Genomic DNA, 18657 nt, shown 5'->3' on the forward strand with positions numbered 1-18657 from the left:
GGTTCGGCCGGGGTGGCGCGCTCGACCCGCACGGCACCGGCTACGGCGGGGCGGGCGGCGCCGGCTCCCGCAAGGAGGAGGACGAGGAGCACCACCGCAAGTTCCCCGTCGAGGAGGACCCGTTCTCCTCGGCCGACCTCAAGGCCGCACCTCCGGTCATCGGCTTGTAGGCGCATAGGAGCGGACAGCATGTATGTCGACAACCAGGGCGCGGCGCCCACCGGCACGGCCGGCGGCTGGCAGGTCGATCCCGACCAGGTGCGGGACTTCGCGGAAGCGGTCTCCCAGGTGCGGCAGCACCTCGACGCGATCCGCACCGAGGTCGGCGAGCTGGCCAGCCCCAGCTACGCCCCGATGCTCGGCACCAGCCCGGTCGGCCAGGAGCTCGCCGAGAAGTTCACCGACCGGATGGGCAGCGAGACCGGCCTGCGGGGGCAGCTCGACGTGGCCCTCAAGCGGATGGAAGAGTTCGTCGAGAGCGCGGAGAAGACGGCGGCGTCGTACCAGGAGATGGATTCCGACAGCGCCGCGGGCTACCGCTACAGCTGACCGGTGAGGGGCAAGACGACCCGATGACGATGGGGATAGACCGGGGTGAGGTGTTCCATCCGGTCGAGGTCGAGCTGCTGTGCGCCTTCGCCGAGGTCGAGGCCCCGTTCCCGCTCGAGGTGCCGTCCTCGGGCGAGACCGAGGTCGAGCGCTCGGTCATGTTCGCCGGCGCGTCGGACCTGCTGACCGAGCGCGGGCTTGCCGACGAGAACGGCCCGCTCGGCCTGGCCGACGACTTCGTCTACCTGCTGCGCAACGCCACCGGCGTGCTGGATCTGGTGCTGGCCAAGGAGAGGCTCGTGTTCGGCGCGGCCGTGCTGACCTACCGGGACGAGGCCCTGCTGGTCACCCAGGACGTCACGGATCCCGACCGGATGATGCGGATGAAGGCGGTCACGCTCGACGACGCGGTCGAGGACCTGATCCGGCTGATCCCGGCCCTGCCGGCGTCGGTGAGCGCGCCGTTCAACGTGCCGCGCCGCGCCGTGCAGGACGCCTTCGAGGTGCTGCGCGGCCGGATGCCGGCGGCTGAGGACCCGGCCGCCGATCCGTCCGATATGGACACTACGACCGAGATCCGCGTGCCGAAGCCGTTGTCCCGCGAGGAGATCGACGAGTTGCTGCGGGCGCACGGCATCGACGAGGCGGTGGCCAGGCGGATGGTCACCCACCTGCAACCCGTGCTCGGCAACGGTCAGGCCGGCGTGGCCAAGCGCGACGACAGCGAGGACCAGTGGCACCGGGCCGGCGAGGAGCTGCGCTGGCTGGACACCCAGCGCGGCCGGTTCCGCCTGGCCGAGGACGGCGAGTGGATCAGCGTCAACCCGTTCACCGAGGACGAGCTGCGCGCCGGCCTGCGCCGGCTCGCCTCCGCGATCCGTTCGTAGGCAAGCAACCTCACCCGGCTTCCCTGCGGTTGCGTCGTACGGTGTGGACGATGAACAGGGTGATGAGCAGGAGTCCGACGCCGCCGGCGGAGCCGAGGAGGGCGACGGTCATGGGGGTCCAGTCGCGTGGGGTGGGGGGTGGCATGGTGAAGGGGATGTTGATGGGGGGGTCTGGGGTGATGCCTTGTTCGCTGGGGATCATGGCGGTGAGGGCGCCGATGGGGTTGATCATGCCGTAGCCGACGAGGTTGTCTCGGCCGCCGGTGGCGGCGGGGTGTAGGGCGGTGGCTTTGATGCGGTTCATGACTTGTTTGGCGGTCAGGTTGGGGAAGCGTTCGCGGATGAGTGCGGCCATGCCGGCCACGTAGGGCGCGGCGAAGCTGGTGCCCTGGATGGCCGACAGCTTGTTGTCCTTGGTCACCAACCGGTTGGCCAGACCGGACGGGGTGGCCGGGTCCAGGGAGATGATCTGGGTGCCGGGTGCGGCGACGCTGACCCACGGCCCCTGCACGGAGAACTGCGCCGGGTCGCCGTTTTCCTCCATGGCCGCAACGGAGATCACGTAGTCGGAGAACCAGGGCGGCGTCACGATCGTCGTCGGGCGGCTGGCGTCCGGCCCGTTGTTCTGGTTCGGGCAGCCGTTCTCGCTGAGGTTGCCGGCCGACGAGACCGGCACGACGTTGCGGTCCTCCACCGCGAACCGCAGCGCGGCCTGCAACTCGAGTTCGGCCGGCAGGATCCGGCCGAACGATGCCGGCCGGCAGTTGTCCACCGACATGTTGATCACGCCACCGGGCACCAGCTCGGCGGCCCGGACGACGGCCTGGGCGAGCGTGGACAGGGTGCCCGCGGTGCGCGGGTTGGGGTTGGGGTTGTCCGGGGTCGGCGGTGGCGTGCCCTCGTAGTTGGCGCTGGACTGCCGGATGCTGATGATCCGGGCGTCGGGGGCGATGCCCTTGAACCCGATGCCGGGCGGGGGGCTGGCCGCGATGATCCCGGCCACCTCGGTGCCGTGCCCGTCGCAGTCCTCGAGCCCGTTCTTGTCGGTGACGTAGTCGCCGCCCCCGACGAGCCGGTCGCCGAGGAAGTCGTGCCGGTTCACCCCGGTGTCGATGACCGCGACGGTCTGCCCCTTGCCGGTGGCGAACCTGTGCAGCTCGTCGAACCGCAGCTGGTTCTGCCCCCACGGCTTGTTGGGCAGCACAACACCCTCGTTCAGCGACCGGACGCACTGCGTCTTCGGCGCGTAGGCCAGGTCCGGCTTGCCGGTGTCCTGCGGGGGCGCGGTGCCCGGCGGCAGCGGGGGCGGCGTGGCCATGCTGTCGCCGGACGGTGCGGGCAGGGGCTGGGCGGCGGCCATCGGCGCGACCGGCGCGAGCACGCTGAGCAGGCCCGCGACGGCGATCGCGGTCAGCCGGGTGGTGCGGCGCGGCATCGTCACGAGATGAGGTCGAGGTGCCGCAGGGTGCCGTACAGGCCCATCACGGCAAGCGCGAGCGGCAGCACCACCGCGATGCAGATGGCCTCGAAGATCTCCACGGTGCGGCGCAGCGGCGGGGAGAACCGCTGCTCCGGGAAGATCACGCCGAGGACCAGCGCGGCGGCCCCGATCAGCAGCAGGGAGCCGAACACCCACAGCAGCCGGTCCTGCGGGCTCGCCCCGAACAGCCAGCCGATCATGATCCCGGCGGCGGCGAACATTCCGGTGGCCAGCAGGGCGATCGCCTGGCTGCCGTTGGCGTACGTGCGGGCGCGCAGCAGCAGCGCGAGCGTGGCCACGATCGCCAGGCTGACCCCCCACACGTTGTTGGCCCCGGCCGTGATGATCGCGCCGATCGCGGTGGCCGCCCCGCAGCCGATGATCATGCCGGTGAGGTACTCGTGCGCAAGGCCGGCCCGCCGCTCGATCGAGCGGTAGTCCGGGAAGCCGGAGTCCTCCTTGAGATCCTCCGCGCTGCCCGGCACGTTCGGCAGCGGCAGCCGGGCCAGCTGGATGGTGAGCCGGGGCAGCACCGAAAGCGCGGCCAGCGCGACGGCCACCGTCCCGGCGGCGATGCCCGGGGCCGGGTGAGCGACCAGCGTGGCCACGGTGAACGCGAGGACCCCGAGCATGGCGGCGGTGCCGGCCGCGACGAACGTGGTGATCCCGGCGCCGATCAGCATGATCGACGCGGCGGCCACGATCAGCACCAGCGCGCAGGCCAGCAGCAGGTTGGCCCGGCCGGGGTCGCCGGGCACGATGTACAGGCCGCTGACGAAGGCCATCGGCAGCCCGCCGGCCGCGGCGATCAGCACGCCGGCCGTCTCCGCCTGGTACGCCCTGGCGATCACCGCGCCGAGCGCCACCGCGACCACCGCGGTCGCCCCGCCGGCGACCGCGGCGCCGATCCGGTCGCCGCCCCACAGCGGCCCGGTCATCAGCACCGCGAGCGCCGCGACGAGCAGCGCGAGCGCGCCGCCGACGTAGCCGATCCGGTTGGCGGTCTGCTTGGTCCACGGCCGGTAGCTGTCCGGGGAGGCCTCGGCGATCGCGTCGACGACGTCGTCGTACAGCGGTGGCGGCGGGGTCTCCGAGCGCCGGCGCAGCTGGAGCAGCTCGCCGTCGACGACGGACAGCGAGGCCAGGGTGCGGCTCGGGTCGAGCACGCCCTCGCCGAGCTTGGCAAGACACCAGCCGCCGTGCCGGGCGCCGCCGTCCGGGGTGGTCTCCTTGGCCATCTCCAGCAGCATCGGCAGCAGGTCGGCCACTGCGACGTCCGCCGGCAGGGCGACGTCGATACGTGTTCTCGGGGCCACCACGGTCACCCTGGAGAACACGGTCGTACCGGTTGCCACCGCCTGGCCCCCTATTCGCTAGTCCTGTTCCCGCGTCCCGCGTCAGGTTGGTGATTGGCCACCCCGCCCTGACGTGGCGCCCCTAGTATGGCCTTGCCGGTAACGGCCCGTACGCCGGTTCCGGCAAGTTGTAGTGGGTGAGCAGACAGAGGGGACCTGTTCGGTGAGCGGAGCTTGCGGAGCGACCATTCAACGCAGCCCTGTCGCCGAGGGACGAGGCGGCAGGGTCATCGGCACCGAGCTTGCGAGGTGCTGAATTGAGCACGCTGCAGTTCAAGCGGTCGCCCCGGCTTTCCGCACCCCGCCAGCCCGGCGGGGAGGTCCACCTCGAGCCGCCACCCGAGGTGCCGCGGGTCATCCCCGGAAACGTCGTGCTCAAGCTGCTGCCCGCGGTCATGATCGTGGCCACCATCGGGATGATGGCCTTCATGTTCGTCGCGTTCCGCGGCAACCCGACATCCCTGCTGTTCGGCGGCATGATGCTGATGTCGATGGTCGGCATGATGGCCGGCGGCGGCGGGCGCGGCGCCGGCCAGAAGAAGGCCGAGATGAACGAGGACCGCAAGGACTACCTGCGGTACCTCGGCCAGATGCGGGACAGGGCCCGGGAGGCCGCGCTCGACCAGCGGGCCGCGCTGGAGTGGGTGCACCCCGACCCGCAGGCGCTGTGGTCGATCGCGACCAGCCGGCGGATGTGGGAGCGCCGCCAGTCCGACACCGACTTCTGCCACCTGCGGGCCGGGCGCGGCTCGCAGCGGCTGGCCACCCGGCTCGTGCCGCCGCAGACCGGGCCGGTCGACGAGCTCGAGCCGATCGCCACGCTGGCCCTGCGCCGGTTCGTCCGGGCGCACTCGATCGTGCCCGACCTGCCCATCCAGATCGCCATCCGCGGCTTCGCGGCGGTCGGCCTGTCCGGCGACAAGGAGCTGACCAGGGGCCTGGCCAGGGCGCTGATCGCCCATCTGGTCACCTTCCACACCCCGGACGACGTGCTGGTCGCGATCGTCACGGCCGGACGGGCCAAGCAGGAGTGGGAGTGGGCCAAGTGGCTGCCGCACGTGCAGCACCCGACGCTGGTCGACGGCATCGGCCAGCTGCGGATGATGGCCGGGTCGCTGGAGCAGGTCGAGGAGTGGCTCGACGAGCAGTTGCGGGACCGCGGGCGGTTCACCCGCAACGCGCCGCCGCAGCCCGACCAGCCCCACGTGCTGATCGTCATCGACGACGGCGAGGTCACCCGCGCGGAGCAGATCATCCTCGAGGAGGGGCTGGTCGGCGTCACCCTGCTCGACCTGTCCGACTGCCTCGGCACGCTGACCGCGCGGCGCGGCCTGCGCCTCGTGGTCGAGGAGGACCGGCTCGGGGCGCGCAGCGCGAGCGGCGTGGAATGGTTCGCCCGCCCGGACCGGCTGTCCGTCGCGGAGGCGGAAGCGTTGGCGCGCAAGCTGTCCCCGTGGCGGCTGAGTGCCGCCGCGGCCGATGTCGCGGACGAGGAGCCGCTGAAGTCCAACCCGTCGCTGCTGGAGCTGCTCAACATCCCCGGCGACCCGATGACCTTCGACGTGCAGCAGGCCTGGCGGCCGCGCCCGATCCGGGACCGCTACCGGGTTCCGTTCGGGGTCGGCGAGTTCGGCCAGCCGGTCGAGCTGGACATCAAGGAAGCGGCGATGGAGGGCATGGGCCCGCACGGCCTGTGCATCGGCGCCACCGGTTCCGGCAAGTCGGAGTTCCTGCGCACGCTGGTGCTCGGCATGCTGGCCACGCACTCGTCGGCCACGCTCAACTTCGTCCTGGTCGACTTCAAGGGGGGCGCCACGTTCCTGGGTCTGGACAAGGCCCCGCACGTCGCCGCGGTCATCACCAACCTGCAGGACCAGCTGATCCTGGTCGACCGCATGAAGGACGCGCTTGCCGGTGAGATGAACCGCCGCCAGGAGGCGCTGAAGAACGGCGGCAACTTCAAAAACGTCTGGGAGTACGAGAAAGCACGCGAGAACGGCGCCGATCTCGACCCGCTGCCGGCGCTGTTCATCGTGGTCGACGAGTTCTCCGAGCTGCTGTCGGCCAAGCCCGACTTCATCGACCTGTTCGTCGCAATTGGACGGTTGGGCCGCTCGCTGCAGATGCACATGCTGCTGGCCTCGCAGCGGCTGGAGGAGGGCAAGCTGCGCGGCCTCGACTCGCACCTGTCCTACCGGATCGGTCTCAAGACGTTCTCCGCGGCCGAGTCCCGGGCGGCCATCGGCGTGCCGGACGCGTTCGAGCTGCCGTCCGTCCCCGGCTCCGGCTACCTGAAGTTCGACACCTCGACCATGGTGCGGTTCAAGGCCTCCTACGTGTCCGGGCCGTACCGCCCGGCGGGCATCCAGACGGTCGGTCCGGCCGCGCCGATCACCGGCGACCGGCGGGCCAAGCTGTTCGTGCCGGACTACGTGGAGATCCCCAAGGAGCCGGAGAAGCCGAAGGAGGCGCCCAAGGAGGCGCCCAAGCAGGAGAGCGGCCCGACCGAGCCGAGCGAGCTGGACGTGATCGTCAGCCGGCTGGTCGGCCAGGGCCCGCCCGCGCACGAGGTGTGGCTGCCGCCGCTGGACACCCCGAACTCGCTGGACACCCTGCTGCCGCCGCTGCAGCCCACGGAGGACCGTGGGCTGTCGCCGGTCGGGTTCTTCGGCAACGGCCGGCTGCAGCCGCCGCTCGGCTTGATCGACAAGCCGTTCGAGCAGCGTCGGGACCTGCTGTGGGCCGACTTCTCCGGTGCGGCAGGGCATGCCGCGGTCGCCGGCGGCCCGCAGTCGGGCAAGTCGATGCTGCTGCGCACGCTGATCATGTCGATGTCGCTGACGCACACTCCGGAGGAGGTGCAGTTCTACATCGTCGATCTCGGCGGCGGCACGATGGGCACGCTGAACGGCCTGCCCCACGTCGGCGGCGTGGCCGGCCGGCTGGAGCCGGACAAGGTGCGCCGCATGGTCGCCGAGGTCGCCGGCCTGGTGACCGAGCGGGAGCTGCTGTTCCGGGAGCGGGCCATCGACTCGATGACCGATTTCCGCAACCGCAAGCGGCGCGGCGACCTCAAGGAGGACCAGTTCGGCGACGTCTTCCTGGTCATCGACGGCTGGCTGAACTTCCGCCAGGAGTTCGAGGCCATCGAGATGCAGGTGGTCAACCTGGCCGCGCAGGGCCTGTCCTACGGCGTGCACGTGATCGTCACCGCCAACCGCTGGGCGGAGATCCGGCCGGCGCTCAAGGACCTGCTCGGCACCCGGTTCGAGCTGCGCCTCGGCGATCCCAGTGAGTCCGAAGTAGACCGCCGGGTGGCGGTCAACGTCCCGGAGGGCCGGCCCGGCCGCGGCCTGTCGAGGGACAAGCTGCACTTCCTCGTCGGGCTGCCGCGCATCGACGGCTCGTCCAACCCCGAGGACGTGGCCGCCGGCGTGCAGGACGCGATCGCCAAGATCCGCGGCGCCTGGCGCGGCCGGCACGCGCCGCAGGTGCGGCTGCTGCCGGACCTGTTGCCGTACGCCGATCTGCTCGCCCAGGACGGCCGGCGCGAGTCCCGGCTGATCCCCATCGGGGTCAACGAGGACGCGCTCGCCCCGGTCTACCTCGACTTCGACGCCGAGCCGCACTTCATGGCCTTCATGGACGGCGAGTCGGGCAAGACCAACCTGCTGCGCACGATCACCCGCGGCATCATCGAGCGGTACACGGCCAAGGAGGCCGTGATCATCCTGGTCGACTACCGGCGCACCATGCTCGGCTTCATCGAGACCGAGCACCTGCTCGGCTACGCGGTGTCGGCCAACCAGCTCTCGGGCATGATCAACGACGTCCGCAACTCGATGACCAAGCGGCTGCCCGGCCCGGACGTCACCCAGGAGCAGCTGAAGAACCGCTCCTGGTGGAAGGGTCCGGAGCTGTTCATCGTGGTCGACGACTACGACCTGGTGGCCACCCAGGGCAACAACCCGCTCGCGCCGCTGTCGGAGTTCCTGGCCCAGGCCAAGGACGTCGGGCTGCACGTGATCACCATGCGGCGCACGGGTGGCGCCGGCCGCGCCATGTACGACCCGGTGATCGGCAAGCTCAAGGAGATCGCCAGCCCCGGCCTGATCGGCAGCGGCAGCAAGGACGAGGGCGCCCTGCTGGGTACCGTCAAGCCGTCCGCCCTGCCACCCGGCCGCGGCACCCTGGTCAGCCGCCGCGGTGGCCAGCAGCTGATGCACGTCGCGTGGATCCCGCCAGAGTGAGACTCCGCGTCGCCGTCGACTTCGGCACGTCGAGCACGTGCATCGCCGTGTCGGTCGACGGTCGCGAGCCGCAGGTCGTCGCCATCGACGGCCACCCGCTGATGTCCTCGGCCGTGTACGCCTCGCCCAAGGGCACCCTGTTCGTCGGGCAGGAGGCCGACCGCCAGGCGGCGATCGACCCGTCCCGATACGAGCCGCATCCCAAGCGCCGCGTCGACGAGGCCGAGCTGCTGCTGGGCAACACCGTGCTCGGGGTGCGCGACGTCATCAGGGCCGTGCTGGCCAGGGCCGTCGCCGAGGCCCGCCGGGTGGCCGGCGGCGCCGCCGTCGACCAGCTCGTGCTGACCCACCCGGCGGACTGGGGCGGAGTCCGCACCCGGGTGCTCCGCCAGGCGGCGAACGGCCTGGCCGCCCGGATCACGCTGATCCCGGAGCCGGTCGCCGCGGCGGTCTTCCACGCGGCGAGCTTTCCAGCCGCGCGCGGCGCCGCCGACCGGCCGCTGGCCGTCCTCGACGTCGGCGGCGGCACCGTGGACGTCAGCGTCGTGCGGCGCCAGTCCCTCCCCGGCGCACCCCCGTACCAGGTCCTGGCCACCCGCGGCGACCCGACGTTCGGCGGCGCCGACATCGACCAGCTGCTGCTCGAGCACGTCGGATCGCTCGTGTCCACAACGGACCCGGACACGTGGCGCGCGCTCATCGAGGGTCGCGAGCTGCCCGACCGGCGCCGCCGCCGGGTGATCCACCAGGATGTCCGCGGGGCCAAGGAAACCCTGTCCCGGCACGCGTTCACCGACGTTCCGCTGCCGCCCCCGTTCCCCGACGCGCACGTCACCCGGGCCGACCTCGAGCGCCTGATCTCCGCCCCGCTGCGCCGCGCCGCAGAGCTCGCCGAGGCCACGATCCGCGCGGCCGGCGTCGCCCCGCGGCAGCTGGCCGGGATCTTCCTGGTCGGTGGCTCCAGCCGGATCCCGATGATCGCGCGCCTGGTGCACGAGCGCTGCGGGGTCGTGCCCACCACGCTCGACCAGCCGGAGACCGTGGTGGCCAGGGGCGCGCTGCGGGCGGTCAACCCCGATCCGGACCGCACGGGCGTGGTGCCCGCCCGCACGGTCGCCGAGCAGGCCCCGCCGCCGCGGCCCGCCGCTCCGGTCACCCCCGCCCGCGGCCAGCCCGTCACCGTGCCCCCGCCGGCCGCGCCCCACCGCCGGCTGGCCTGGCTGGGCCTCGGCGCGGTCGCCGTGGTGGGCGGGGTGATCGCGCTCGTCCTCGCGCTCACCGGCTCGGACGGCGACCCGCAGACCTCGCCGCCCACCCGGCAACCCCAGACCGGCCGGGTCATCGCCCAGTACCGGTACCAGTTCGCCCTGCCCGATGGGTGGACGCAGACCGGCGGCGACCCGGACAAGCTCGCCACCGAGGTCAAACCGGTCGGCGGCGAGCGGGGCGACGACCGGATCCTCGTCGAGCAGATCAGCCTCGCCTTCGACAGCGACTCCGACCGCCCCCGCGCGGTCGACACGCTGCGCGCCGCCTTCGACCGCGCCGGCAACCGGTTCTCCGACTTCGACGACAACGCCAGCTACGCCGACCGGCAGCTGATCCACTACCGGGAACGCCTGCCGGACGTCGACGCCACCGTCGACTGGTACGTCCTGTTCAAGGCCCACACCCAGGTCAGCATCGGCTGCCAGTACACGGAGGCGGCCCGCGACGCCGTCCGCGCCGCGTGCGAGACCGTCGTCCGCACCCTGACGATCACCGAGTGATCCCTTCCGGTATCACCCGGACGAGGGGTTGGCGGCGGAATATTTCGCAACAGCGAATCGCATTCGCCCGTGTAAATCGCGCTGGTCGATGCCGCTCGGCAGGGGCAGTTCACCCGCAGTTCAACAGTCGGTTCCGAGGGTCGCCGTTCACGTTGGCAACGACCTGTAGCGAACCGGAGGCGGCGCGGAACCGGACCTGGCAGGGTGTCGTCGTAACCGCCGTACGCAGCCAACAAACGTACGGCGAACCAACCCGATGAAGGGGGTTAAACCTCATGGCTGGTTACACAGCTGGATCACACGAGCTTCGCCAGGCCGGCAGGGAGATGGAGGACGCCAACGTCCAGCTCATGGAGCGGATGAAGGCGCTCGCCGCGGCCGTCGACTCTGTGCAGTGGAAGGGCCAGGCACACACCGCGTTCGTGCAGCTGATGGGGGCCTTCCAGAGCGACGCCCAGCGGCTCAACGACTCCCTGGTGCGCATCGCCGAGGAGATCTCGGCTTCGGCCACCGAGTACGACCGCCAGGAGCAGCAGGCCCAGGAGAGCCTGTCCGGCATCACCGCCGCGCTCGACGGCATCTGATCCCGCGCCAACGCCACCGAGACATTCGACAACCGCCCATAAAAGCTTGAGAGGAGATGGCCAATGGATGGCCAGATGAGCTACGACTTCGGATCCCTGGAGACCCTGGCCGGGTCCATCGACGGTCAGGTGTCCGCGATCAACACCACCCTCGAGGACCTGCGCTCCAAGGTGAACAACCTCACCGAGCTGTACGCCGGTGCCGCGAGCGAGGGCTTCCAGGCCACCCGCGCCGAGTGGAACAACGCCGCGGACCACCTGAACCAGACGCTCGCCCGGATCTCGACCGCGGTGAAGACCACCAACGCCGACGCCCAGGCGACGGAGAGCAAGAACGCCGGCCGCTGGTGATTTAGGGATACGAACAAGGATGCCCCGGGAGAATGCTCCCGGGGCCTTTGTTTTGCCTTTTTCAATGAGCCTCGGCAGGTTCTCGAACCGCTCGGGAACATTTCTTCCGTCGCCCGGCGACTCCGCGCTATCGCCGGGTGGGCCAAGTGTGAGAGACGTGTGAGCGGCGTGCGCTGGACTGGTACCGAGGCGGCCCGCCACCCGCACTGGGGGTGCGGGTGACGGGTCCCCGGCACGAAACCGAGGCGTCAGCCGGCAGGGACGCCGGAGTCGAGCCGCACCAGGCGATCGAGCACCTGATCGGCCTGCGGGTGCCGGCCCTCGGCGTGCGTGGCCAGCGCTCGGTGCCAGCACTCCCGAGCGCTGCCGGGATCGCCGGCCTCGAGGTGGAGGTCGCCGCGGTCGATGTAGGTCTGCGCCTCGTCGAACCGCATGTCCGGGTGGTGGTACATCTCGATCGCCCGCTGGTAGCTGGCGGCGCTTTCCGGGACGTTGCCCCGCTTGGCGTAGGCGTTGCCGAGCGTGCGGAACGCCAGTGCTCTGCCGTCGCTGTCCCGTTCGGGAAGGAGGGCGAGCGCTTCCCTGGCGAGCTCCACGGGGGCGTTCGCGGGTAGCTGCGGCCGAGGGCGATCAGCGTGCCGGCCAGCGCCGGCTCGGTCTCCAGCGTGCGCGCGATCCGCAGGGCCTCCTCGCCGTGCTCGATCGACTGCAGGGTGGTCAACTTCCCGCCCGGCACGGGCAGCGGGGAGCCGCCGGCGGTGACGCCCACGGGCCCCAGCACCCGGAACCGGACTTCCACTCGCGACAGCGTGACACGGCCGCTCGGCGTTCTGTGACACTGGGGCCATGCCACAGATAGCCGTGATCACCGGGGCCGGGTCAGGGATTGGCCGGGCGGTGGCGCTGGAGCTGCTGGCGGCCGGTTTCCGGGTGGTGCTCGCCGGCCGGCGCGAGGAGCGGCTGCGGGAGACCGCGGACGCCGGTGGGGCGGCGGAGGCCGCGCTGGTGGTGCCGACGGACGTGGCCGTGCCGGAGTCGGTGGCCGCGCTGTTCGAGCGGGTCCGCGCCGAGTTCGGGCGGGTCGACGTGCTGTTCAACAACGCGGGGATCAACATCCCGGGGAACGTGGCGGACCTGTCGCTGGCGGACTGGCGGAAGGTGGTCGACACCAACCTCACCGGCTCGTTCCTGTGCGCTGGGGAGGCGTTCCGGATCATGCGCGACCAGCGGCCGCAGGGTGGGCGCATCATCAACAACGGGTCGATCTCCGCGCACAACCCGCGACCGGCCAGCCCCGCCTACACCGCCACCAAGCACGCGATCACCGGGCTGACCAGGTCGATCTCCCTGGACGGCCGCCCGTACGGGATCGCCTGCGGGCAGATCGACATCGGCAACGCCGCCACCGACATGGGCAAACGCATGGCGGAGGGGGTTCAGCAGGCCAACGGGACGATCGCCGCGGAGCCGATCTTCGATCCGGTGCACGTCGCGCGGGCCGTCCGGTACATGGCCGAGCTGCCGCTGGACACGAACGTGCAGTTCATGACGATCATGGCGACCACGATGCCGTACATCGGTCGAGGCTGAGCCCACCCGCTTTGACCACGCCGAGACGGGTTAGGTATCTTTCTACGTTGTTGTTGTGCGGCGCGGAGCGATCGCTCGGTGAGGCACGCACAGACACTCCAGACACACTTGACGACGAGGTAGACCCGTGCGCACGTACAGCCCGAAGCCCGGCGAGGTGAGTCGCACCTGGCATGTGATCGATGCCGAGGACGTGGTGCTCGGCCGGCTCGCCACCCAGGTCGCGACGCTGCTGCGGGGCAAGCACAAGCCCACGTTCGCGCCGCACGTGGACACCGGTGACTTCGTCATCATCGTCAACGCCGAGAAGGTCGTGCTGACCGGCAACAAGCGCGATCAGAAGTTCGCCTACCGGCACAGCGGCTACCCGGGCGGCCTGCGCAAGCGCACGTTCGGCGAGCTGCTCGAGACCCGGCCCGACCGCCTGCTCGAGAAGGTGGTCAAGGGCATGTTGCCGAAGAACAAGCTCGGTCGGGCGCAGGGCAAGAAGCTCAAGGTGTACGCCGGCCCCGACCATCCCCACGCCGCGCAGCAGCCCAAGGTGTTCGAGATCGCGAAGGTCGAGAAGCAGTGAGTGAAGAGTTTGTGACCACCCCGGAGATCGATGACGAGCCGGCGGCGGCCCCTCGGGCGCCCCGCGTGACCGCGGAGACCGCCCAGACGGTCGGGCGCCGCAAGGAGGCCGTAGTCCGGGTGCGGGTCACCCCGGGGACCGGGCAGTTCCTGCTCAACGGCAAGACGCTCGAGGAGTACTTCCCCAACAAGGTGCACCAGCAGCTCATCCGCGAGCCGCTGGTGATCCTGGACAAGCCGGAGGCCTTCGACATCCGGGCCAACCTGAAGGGCGGCGGCACCACCGGGCAGGCGGGCGCGCTGCGCCTGGCCATCGCCAGGGCGCTGATCCAACTGGACAGCGACGACCGGCCCACCCTGAAGAAGGCCGGCTTCCTCACCCGCGACCCGCGGGTCAAGGAGCGCAAGAAGTACGGCCTGAAGAAGGCCCGCAAGGCTCCGCAGTACAGCAAGCGCTGACGGGAAGTCGGGTAGTCGGTAACGCCGCGTTCGGTGTGTGAGATGCACCTGGGCGCGGCGTTAACTGCATCCCCTTGCAAGGAGGCACCGACCATGGCCCGCTTGTTCGGCACGGACGGAGTGCGCGGGCTCGCCAACGGCGATCTCACCCCCGAGCTGGCCCTTGCCGTCTCCGCGTCGGCGGCGCGGGTGCTCGCCGCGCACGACAGCTCGCACCGGCCGATCGCGGTCGTCGGCCGCGACCCGCGGGTCAGCGGGGAGATGCTGCAGGCGGCCGTGTGCGCCGGGCTGACCTCGGCCGGCGCCGACGTCATGCAGGTCGGCGTGCTGCCGACCCCGGCCATCGCGCACCTGGTCGGCGACCTCGACGCCGACCTCGGCGTGATGATCTCCGCGTCGCACAACCCCATGCCGGATAACGGAATCAAGCTGTTCGCCGCCGGTGGGCACAAACTCCCCGACGCTATCGAGGACGAGATCGAGGCCGGGGTCGACGCGCCCGGCCCGCGCCCGACGGGCGCCGGGGTGGGGCGCATCTACGACATCAGCGACTCGCTCGACCGCTACGTCACCCACCTGCTGAGCTCCACCCCGTACCGGCTGGACGGCCTGCGGGTGGTGGTCGACTGCGCGAACGGGGCCGCCTGGGCCGCCGCCCCGCGCGCCTACCGGGAGGCCGGGGCCGAGGTCATCGCCATCCACGCGCTGCCGGACGGGGAGAACATCAACGACGGCTGCGGGTCGACCCACCTGGACGCGGTGCGCGAGGCCGTCCTTGCCGAGCGGGCCGACCTGGGGATCGCCCACGACGGCGACGCCGACCGGTGCCTGGCCGTTGACGCGTCCGGCGACCTGGTCGACGGCGACCAGATCATGGCCGTGCTCGCGCTGGCCATGAAGGAGGCCGGCGAGCTCGTCGAGGACACGCTGGTCGCGACCGTGATGAGCAACCTCGGCCTGCACCTGGCCATGCGCGACCACGGGCTGGAGCTGCGCACGACCGCGGTCGGCGACCGGTACGTGCTCGAGGAGCTGCGCGCCGGCGGGTTCTCCCTGGGCGGGGAGCAGTCCGGGCACGTGGTCCTGCCCGCCTACGCCACCACGGGCGACGGCCTGCTGACGGCCATGCGCCTGATGGCCAGGATGACCTCGACCGGGCGCACGCTGGCCGAGCTCGCCGGCGTGATGCGGCGGCTGCCCCAGGTCCTGGTGAACGTGAAGGTCGCCGACAAGGCGGCGGTGGCCTCGTCGGTGTCGGTGAGCGAGGCGGTCGCCGCGGTGGAGTCCGAGCTGGGCGACACCGGCCGGGTGCTGCTCCGGCCGTCCGGCACCGAGCAGCTGGTCCGGGTCATGGTCGAGGCGCCCACCCACGACACCGCCGAGACCGCCGCCCACCGCCTGGCCAGCGTGGTCTCCTCGGTCGGCTGACCTGCGGTTTCCAACTGCAACCGACCAGGAACCACCCCCGGCCGGCCGGAAGTCTCACTCCAGATCGACCGCGGCAGTAGTCTGTGGACGCAGACCGAGGTGGGAGCGAGGAGAACAGGGTGGGAAAAGGCGGGTTCGACTACAACCCGGATGCGGTTCGGGGGTTCGCCGAGGTGTTCAACCAGGCGAAGATTCAGATCGAGCAGGTCAAGGGGACGCTGGGGAGCACGACCGCGAAAGCGGCCGATTTCGGTAGGTCGTGGACCGCCGAAGGCGGGCAGTTCGAGCAGTACATTCAGGCGCTCGTCCAGGATCTGGGAAATCTGGCGACGAATCTCGGCAATATCCACGCGAATTTGATGCAGGGCACCGATCTGGTAGTGAACGCGGACACCTCCGCGTACCAGAACATCAAATCCATCGAGACGCAGCTTGCCGAGGACAGCAGCAGCAGTGTTCCACCGGGGGCAGGGGGACGTTGATGAACTTCGAGATGCCGATGGCCACCGCGGCCATGAACAACGCGGTCGCCTACGCCGACGTCGACGAGGGCAGCGAGTGTTGGGACGTCATCGGCGCCCCGCTGGACCAGGGCGTCGACCACACGCTGGTCGATTACGACAACAAGCTCGAGCTGAACCTGCAGCCGAAGCCCGGCGCCAAGCGCCAGGAGGTCTGCGATCTGCGCTGGGGAAAGATAGAGAAGGACGCCGCCCGGCTTGAGGGCCTGGCCGCCGCGATCGAGAACATCTCGTCGGTGGTCAAGAAGGGCAAGGACCAGCTCGCGCATGAATGGAAGGGCGAGTCGTTCGACGCCTTTCGGGCCTCGATCGAGAAAGTCGAGCAGGTCCTCAACGAGTACGCGAAGGCCGCGAAGGCGACCGGCCAGGGTTTTCGCGACGCGATGCGCGCGGCCCGAACGCTCTACGAGCGGTACCGGGACAACAGCACGAGCATTCTCCGGTTCGACGGCATGGCGCCGCCGAACGACTGGTGGAAGATGTCCGAGGACAGCGGCGAGCACCTGGCCAACAACTGCAACTCCAGCCATGCCTGGGAATGCACCTACAACAACGACCAGCAGCAGGGTGTCATCAACGGAAAATTGGTGAACAACCGGCTGTTCAACCAGCTCGAGAGCTGGGACTGCACGGACAATCCCGGTGTCTCGCTCAGCCAGTACCGGGACACCGTCAGGTGGGCCGGCGAGGAGAAGCGGGCCATCCAGGACAAGATCCACGAGTGGTACGTGGCCACCGACCGCCTGAAGGAGGACGTCGGGCAGCTGCACACCGCCGCACTGGACAACCTGCAGGTCATGGCCGAGCGCAAGGTCTTCCAGTCCATGCAGACCCCCGGCGCACCGACCGGCGACACCGGCGATCCGGGAGGCGATCCCGGGCGCGGTGACCCGGGGCGCGGCGATCCCGGTGGTGGCCCGGGACGTACCGACCCGGGCGGCGGGCGCGGACCCGGCGACACGGGCGGTGGTCCCGGTGACCCGGGTCCCGGCAGCACGGGGAGCAGCGGAGCGCAGGAGCCGATCGCCCAACCGCAGCCCGAGCCCCAGCCGGAGCCCCAACCCGGCGCGCAGCGTCCCGATGAGACAGTCACCGTCGAGGACGGCGACCACAAGATCACCGTCACCAGCCCGGACGGCCAGGGCAACGTGCAGGTCACCGTCGACGACGGCACCGGCACCCCGAAGACCTACGACCTCAACTTCGGCGCCGGCACCACTCCGTCCGGCACACCGGGACAGGAGTCCGTCCGCCCGTTGCCCTACCCGACGGACGACCCGCAGGGCCCGACCGACGGATCGGGCACCGGCCAGCCCGGGACCGGCGGTCAGGAGCCGGGCGAGGCGGCCACCCCGATCGAGCCGGGCCCGGACGGCAAGTGCGTGATCTCCGACCCGCCGCTGACGATCACGGCAGAGCGTCCACCCGGGACATCGGACACGGTCGTCGTCACCGTCGACGACGGCAAGGGCAACCCGACCACCTATACGCTGGACTACTCCGAGGGCACCGCCGGCACGGCCACGCCGATCGCCCAGCCGATCCGCGCAGGAACGGGAACCGCCGAGCCGACGCCGAGCTTCGGAACCGCCGAACCGGCACCCTCCACCCCGACCGCGCCCTTCGCCGGGCCCGGGCCGATCGCCGGGCCCGGAACCGAACCGGTGCCGATCGCCGAGCCGGCCGCGGCCGGTCGACCGATCGGCCAGGACATCCCAGCCGGCCAGGATCTGCCGGTCGGCCAGAGCGCCGAGCCGGTGCTGCAAACCAGCACGGCGTCGAGCCAGCCGGGGGACGGCCCGGCCACCGGTTTCGGCGGCACCGGCAGCCTCGGCCAGGTGGGCTCCATCGGGTTCCCGGGCGACAGCCCGTACACCCACGTGCCGCCCCAGACGGCTCCCGGCGAGGCCGGCCTGGCGTCGGCGTCGGAGTCCGGTGGCCAGCCGGCGCAGGGCGGCATGGCCGGCGGCGGGATGCCGATGATGGCGGGCGCCGGAGCCGGAGCCGGTGGTGGTGGCGGCGACACGGAGCGGGCCGGGTCGCAGTGGCGGACCGCGGGTGACCTGTTCGACGACGCCTACTCCGAGCCGGCCGGCCGGTTCGGGGGCGTGCTCGAGTCCGACGACCAGGGCCAGCGGCGATAAGGGGGCCGGCGATGTACCTGACCGACGAGATCGATGAGGACGCCACCCGGCGCAGGCTCGACGAGATCACCACGGCGGGGCTGCAGGCGCTCGACGAGCACGCGGCGCGGTCGGCCGAGATCGACGGGCAGTTCCGCGAGGCGCTTGCCCGGCAGCAGGCCGAGGCCAGGGCGATGGACCAGTTGGTCGCCGACGCGCAGGCCAAGCAGGAGGGGGACCGGGCCACCGCCGAACCGCCGAGCCCGTGGGCCCGGCGCGACACGAAACCGACCGTGATGTCCCTCGGCGGCGAGGAGTTCACCGAGCAGGCCGCCACGGCGCCGGTGGGCCTGCCGGTGCCTGCCGCCGCGCTGCCGGTCCCGCTGCCGCCGGAGCCGCCGCCCATGCCGCCTGCGGTCGCCGAGGACCGGACGCACCTGCTGTCGCTTGGGTATGCCGGCGAGGACGATTCGCCGCGTGAGCAACCACCTCCGGCGCCGCCGCCCGCGCCGCCGGTCACGCCGACGTCATCGCCCCGCCGACCTTCGCGATCGTGCTGACCCTCGCGGCGGCCAACGTGGTGCTCGAGGACCCGGACGTGGACTTCGACTACAGCCGCGTGGTGCACGGCGAGCAGAAGTTCGTCCACGCCCGCCCCATCCGCGCCGGAGACCGGCTCGTCGCCACGACCACGATCGACGCGGTCCGCGCCGTCGCCGGCAACGACCTGCTCACCAC

At 71.2% G+C, this 18657-nt stretch carries 17 protein-coding genes; 14 read left to right on the forward strand and 3 right to left on the reverse strand.

What is annotated here, in order from left to right:
- Positions 1 to 189 precede the first annotated feature (189 nt).
- Together VGX25_RS14995 and VGX25_RS15000 are read left to right on the forward strand one after the other, a co-directional pair.
- On the forward strand, positions 190 to 549 hold the full coding sequence (locus tag VGX25_RS14995) for a hypothetical protein (RefSeq protein ID WP_326918390.1): 360 nt from the start codon (positions 190 to 192) through the stop codon (positions 547 to 549).
- A gap of 23 nt (positions 550 to 572) precedes the next feature.
- Positions 573 to 1436: an ESX secretion-associated protein EspG gene (locus VGX25_RS15000; RefSeq protein ID WP_326918391.1), complete on the forward strand. Its 864-nt coding sequence runs from the start codon at positions 573 to 575 to the stop codon at positions 1434 to 1436.
- A 10-nt stretch (positions 1437 to 1446) separates the two neighbouring features.
- On the opposite strand, the gene mycP is transcribed toward VGX25_RS15000, so the two are convergent.
- Both mycP and eccD read right to left on the reverse strand, forming a co-directional pair.
- Positions 1447 to 2871, reverse strand: coding sequence for a type VII secretion-associated serine protease mycosin (gene mycP / locus VGX25_RS15005; protein WP_326918404.1), 1425 nt, complete (start codon positions 2869 to 2871; stop codon positions 1447 to 1449).
- Positions 2872 to 2873: 2 nt separating this feature from the next.
- The gene (eccD, locus tag VGX25_RS15010) at positions 2874 to 4271 is read right to left on the reverse strand and encodes a type VII secretion integral membrane protein EccD (protein ID WP_326918392.1); all 1398 of its coding nucleotides are present in this window, start codon (positions 4269 to 4271) and stop codon (positions 2874 to 2876) included.
- Positions 4272 to 4528: 257 nt separating this feature from the next.
- Between eccD and eccCa the strand changes: the two genes are divergently transcribed.
- The 4 genes from eccCa (at position 4529) to VGX25_RS15030 (ending at position 11225) form a co-directional block, all read left to right on the forward strand.
- Positions 4529 to 8521: a type VII secretion protein EccCa gene (eccCa, locus tag VGX25_RS15015; protein ID WP_326918393.1), complete on the forward strand. Its 3993-nt coding sequence runs from the start codon at positions 4529 to 4531 to the stop codon at positions 8519 to 8521.
- Positions 8518 to 10290 (forward strand): type VII secretion-associated protein, encoded by a 1773-nt coding sequence (locus VGX25_RS15020; RefSeq protein ID WP_326918394.1) that lies wholly within the window; start codon positions 8518 to 8520, stop codon positions 10288 to 10290. Before eccCa ends, VGX25_RS15020 begins: the two co-directional genes overlap by 4 nt.
- A 275-nt stretch (positions 10291 to 10565) precedes the next feature.
- Positions 10566 to 10874, forward strand: a complete 309-nt coding sequence (locus VGX25_RS15025) for a WXG100 family type VII secretion target (RefSeq protein WP_326918395.1) — start codon at positions 10566 to 10568, stop codon at positions 10872 to 10874.
- A 75-nt stretch (positions 10875 to 10949) separates the two neighbouring features.
- Entirely contained in the window at positions 10950 to 11225 is a 276-nt protein-coding gene (locus tag VGX25_RS15030; protein WP_326918396.1) for a WXG100 family type VII secretion target, read from the forward strand.
- 248 nt (positions 11226 to 11473) lie between these two features.
- Here the strand turns inward: VGX25_RS15030 and VGX25_RS15035 are convergent, their stop codons facing one another.
- On the reverse strand, positions 11474 to 11821 hold the full coding sequence (locus tag VGX25_RS15035) for a tetratricopeptide repeat protein (RefSeq protein ID WP_326918397.1): 348 nt from the start codon (positions 11819 to 11821) through the stop codon (positions 11474 to 11476).
- Positions 11822 to 12071: 250 nt separating this feature from the next.
- Between VGX25_RS15035 and VGX25_RS15040 the strand changes: the two genes are divergently transcribed.
- The 8 genes from VGX25_RS15040 to VGX25_RS15075 all read left to right on the forward strand — a co-directional run.
- On the forward strand, positions 12072 to 12815 hold the full coding sequence (locus VGX25_RS15040) for an SDR family oxidoreductase (RefSeq protein WP_326918398.1): 744 nt from the start codon (positions 12072 to 12074) through the stop codon (positions 12813 to 12815).
- Between the two features lie 127 nt (positions 12816 to 12942).
- Complete coding sequence (gene rplM, locus VGX25_RS15045; RefSeq protein WP_326918399.1) at positions 12943 to 13389, forward strand: 50S ribosomal protein L13; 447 nt, start codon at positions 12943 to 12945, stop codon at positions 13387 to 13389.
- Positions 13386 to 13847, forward strand: a complete 462-nt coding sequence (rpsI, locus tag VGX25_RS15050) for a 30S ribosomal protein S9 (RefSeq protein ID WP_414635812.1) — start codon at positions 13386 to 13388, stop codon at positions 13845 to 13847. Before rplM ends, rpsI begins: the two co-directional genes overlap by 4 nt.
- 93 nt (positions 13848 to 13940) lie before the next feature.
- Positions 13941 to 15275, forward strand: coding sequence for a phosphoglucosamine mutase (gene glmM / locus VGX25_RS15055; protein WP_326918400.1), 1335 nt, complete (start codon positions 13941 to 13943; stop codon positions 15273 to 15275).
- 119 nt (positions 15276 to 15394) lie between these two features.
- Positions 15395 to 15757, forward strand: coding sequence for a hypothetical protein (locus tag VGX25_RS15060; RefSeq protein ID WP_326918401.1), 363 nt, complete (start codon positions 15395 to 15397; stop codon positions 15755 to 15757).
- Complete coding sequence (locus VGX25_RS15065) at positions 15757 to 17940, forward strand: hypothetical protein (RefSeq protein WP_326918402.1); 2184 nt, start codon at positions 15757 to 15759, stop codon at positions 17938 to 17940. The genes VGX25_RS15060 and VGX25_RS15065 overlap by 1 nt, the downstream gene beginning before the upstream one ends.
- Positions 17941 to 17951: 11 nt before the next feature.
- Positions 17952 to 18479, forward strand: coding sequence for a hypothetical protein (locus tag VGX25_RS15070; protein ID WP_326918403.1), 528 nt, complete (start codon positions 17952 to 17954; stop codon positions 18477 to 18479).
- Positions 18470 to 18657: FAS1-like dehydratase domain-containing protein (locus VGX25_RS15075; protein WP_326918406.1), on the forward strand; the 188-nt coding region annotated here is incomplete at its 3' end. The genes VGX25_RS15070 and VGX25_RS15075, both read left to right, overlap by 10 nt.

Source organism: Actinophytocola sp., assembly GCF_035942955.1.
Lineage (GTDB): Bacteria > Actinomycetota > Actinomycetes > Mycobacteriales > Pseudonocardiaceae > DASYTH01.

Bases quoted from the DNA above. Each gene is read 5' to 3' on its own strand.
- glmM (WP_326918400.1), top strand. From the start codon at position 13,941: ATGGCCCGCTTGTTCGGCACGGACGGAGTGCGCGGGCTCGCCAACGGC.
- VGX25_RS15025 (WP_326918395.1), top strand. From the start codon at position 10,566: ATGGCTGGTTACACAGCTGGATCACACGAGCTTCGCCAGGCCGGCAGG.
- VGX25_RS15070 (WP_326918403.1), top strand. From the start codon at position 17,952: ATGTACCTGACCGACGAGATCGATGAGGACGCCACCCGGCGCAGGCTC.
- VGX25_RS15040 (WP_326918398.1), top strand. From the start codon at position 12,072: ATGCCACAGATAGCCGTGATCACCGGGGCCGGGTCAGGGATTGGCCGG.
- VGX25_RS14995 (WP_326918390.1), top strand. From the start codon at position 190: ATGTATGTCGACAACCAGGGCGCGGCGCCCACCGGCACGGCCGGCGGC.
- VGX25_RS15030 (WP_326918396.1), top strand. From the start codon at position 10,950: ATGAGCTACGACTTCGGATCCCTGGAGACCCTGGCCGGGTCCATCGAC.
- VGX25_RS15000 (WP_326918391.1), top strand. From the start codon at position 573: ATGACGATGGGGATAGACCGGGGTGAGGTGTTCCATCCGGTCGAGGTC.
- mycP (WP_326918404.1), bottom strand. From the start codon at position 2,871: ATGCCGCGCCGCACCACCCGGCTGACCGCGATCGCCGTCGCGGGCCTG.
- VGX25_RS15065 (WP_326918402.1), top strand. From the start codon at position 15,757: ATGAACTTCGAGATGCCGATGGCCACCGCGGCCATGAACAACGCGGTC.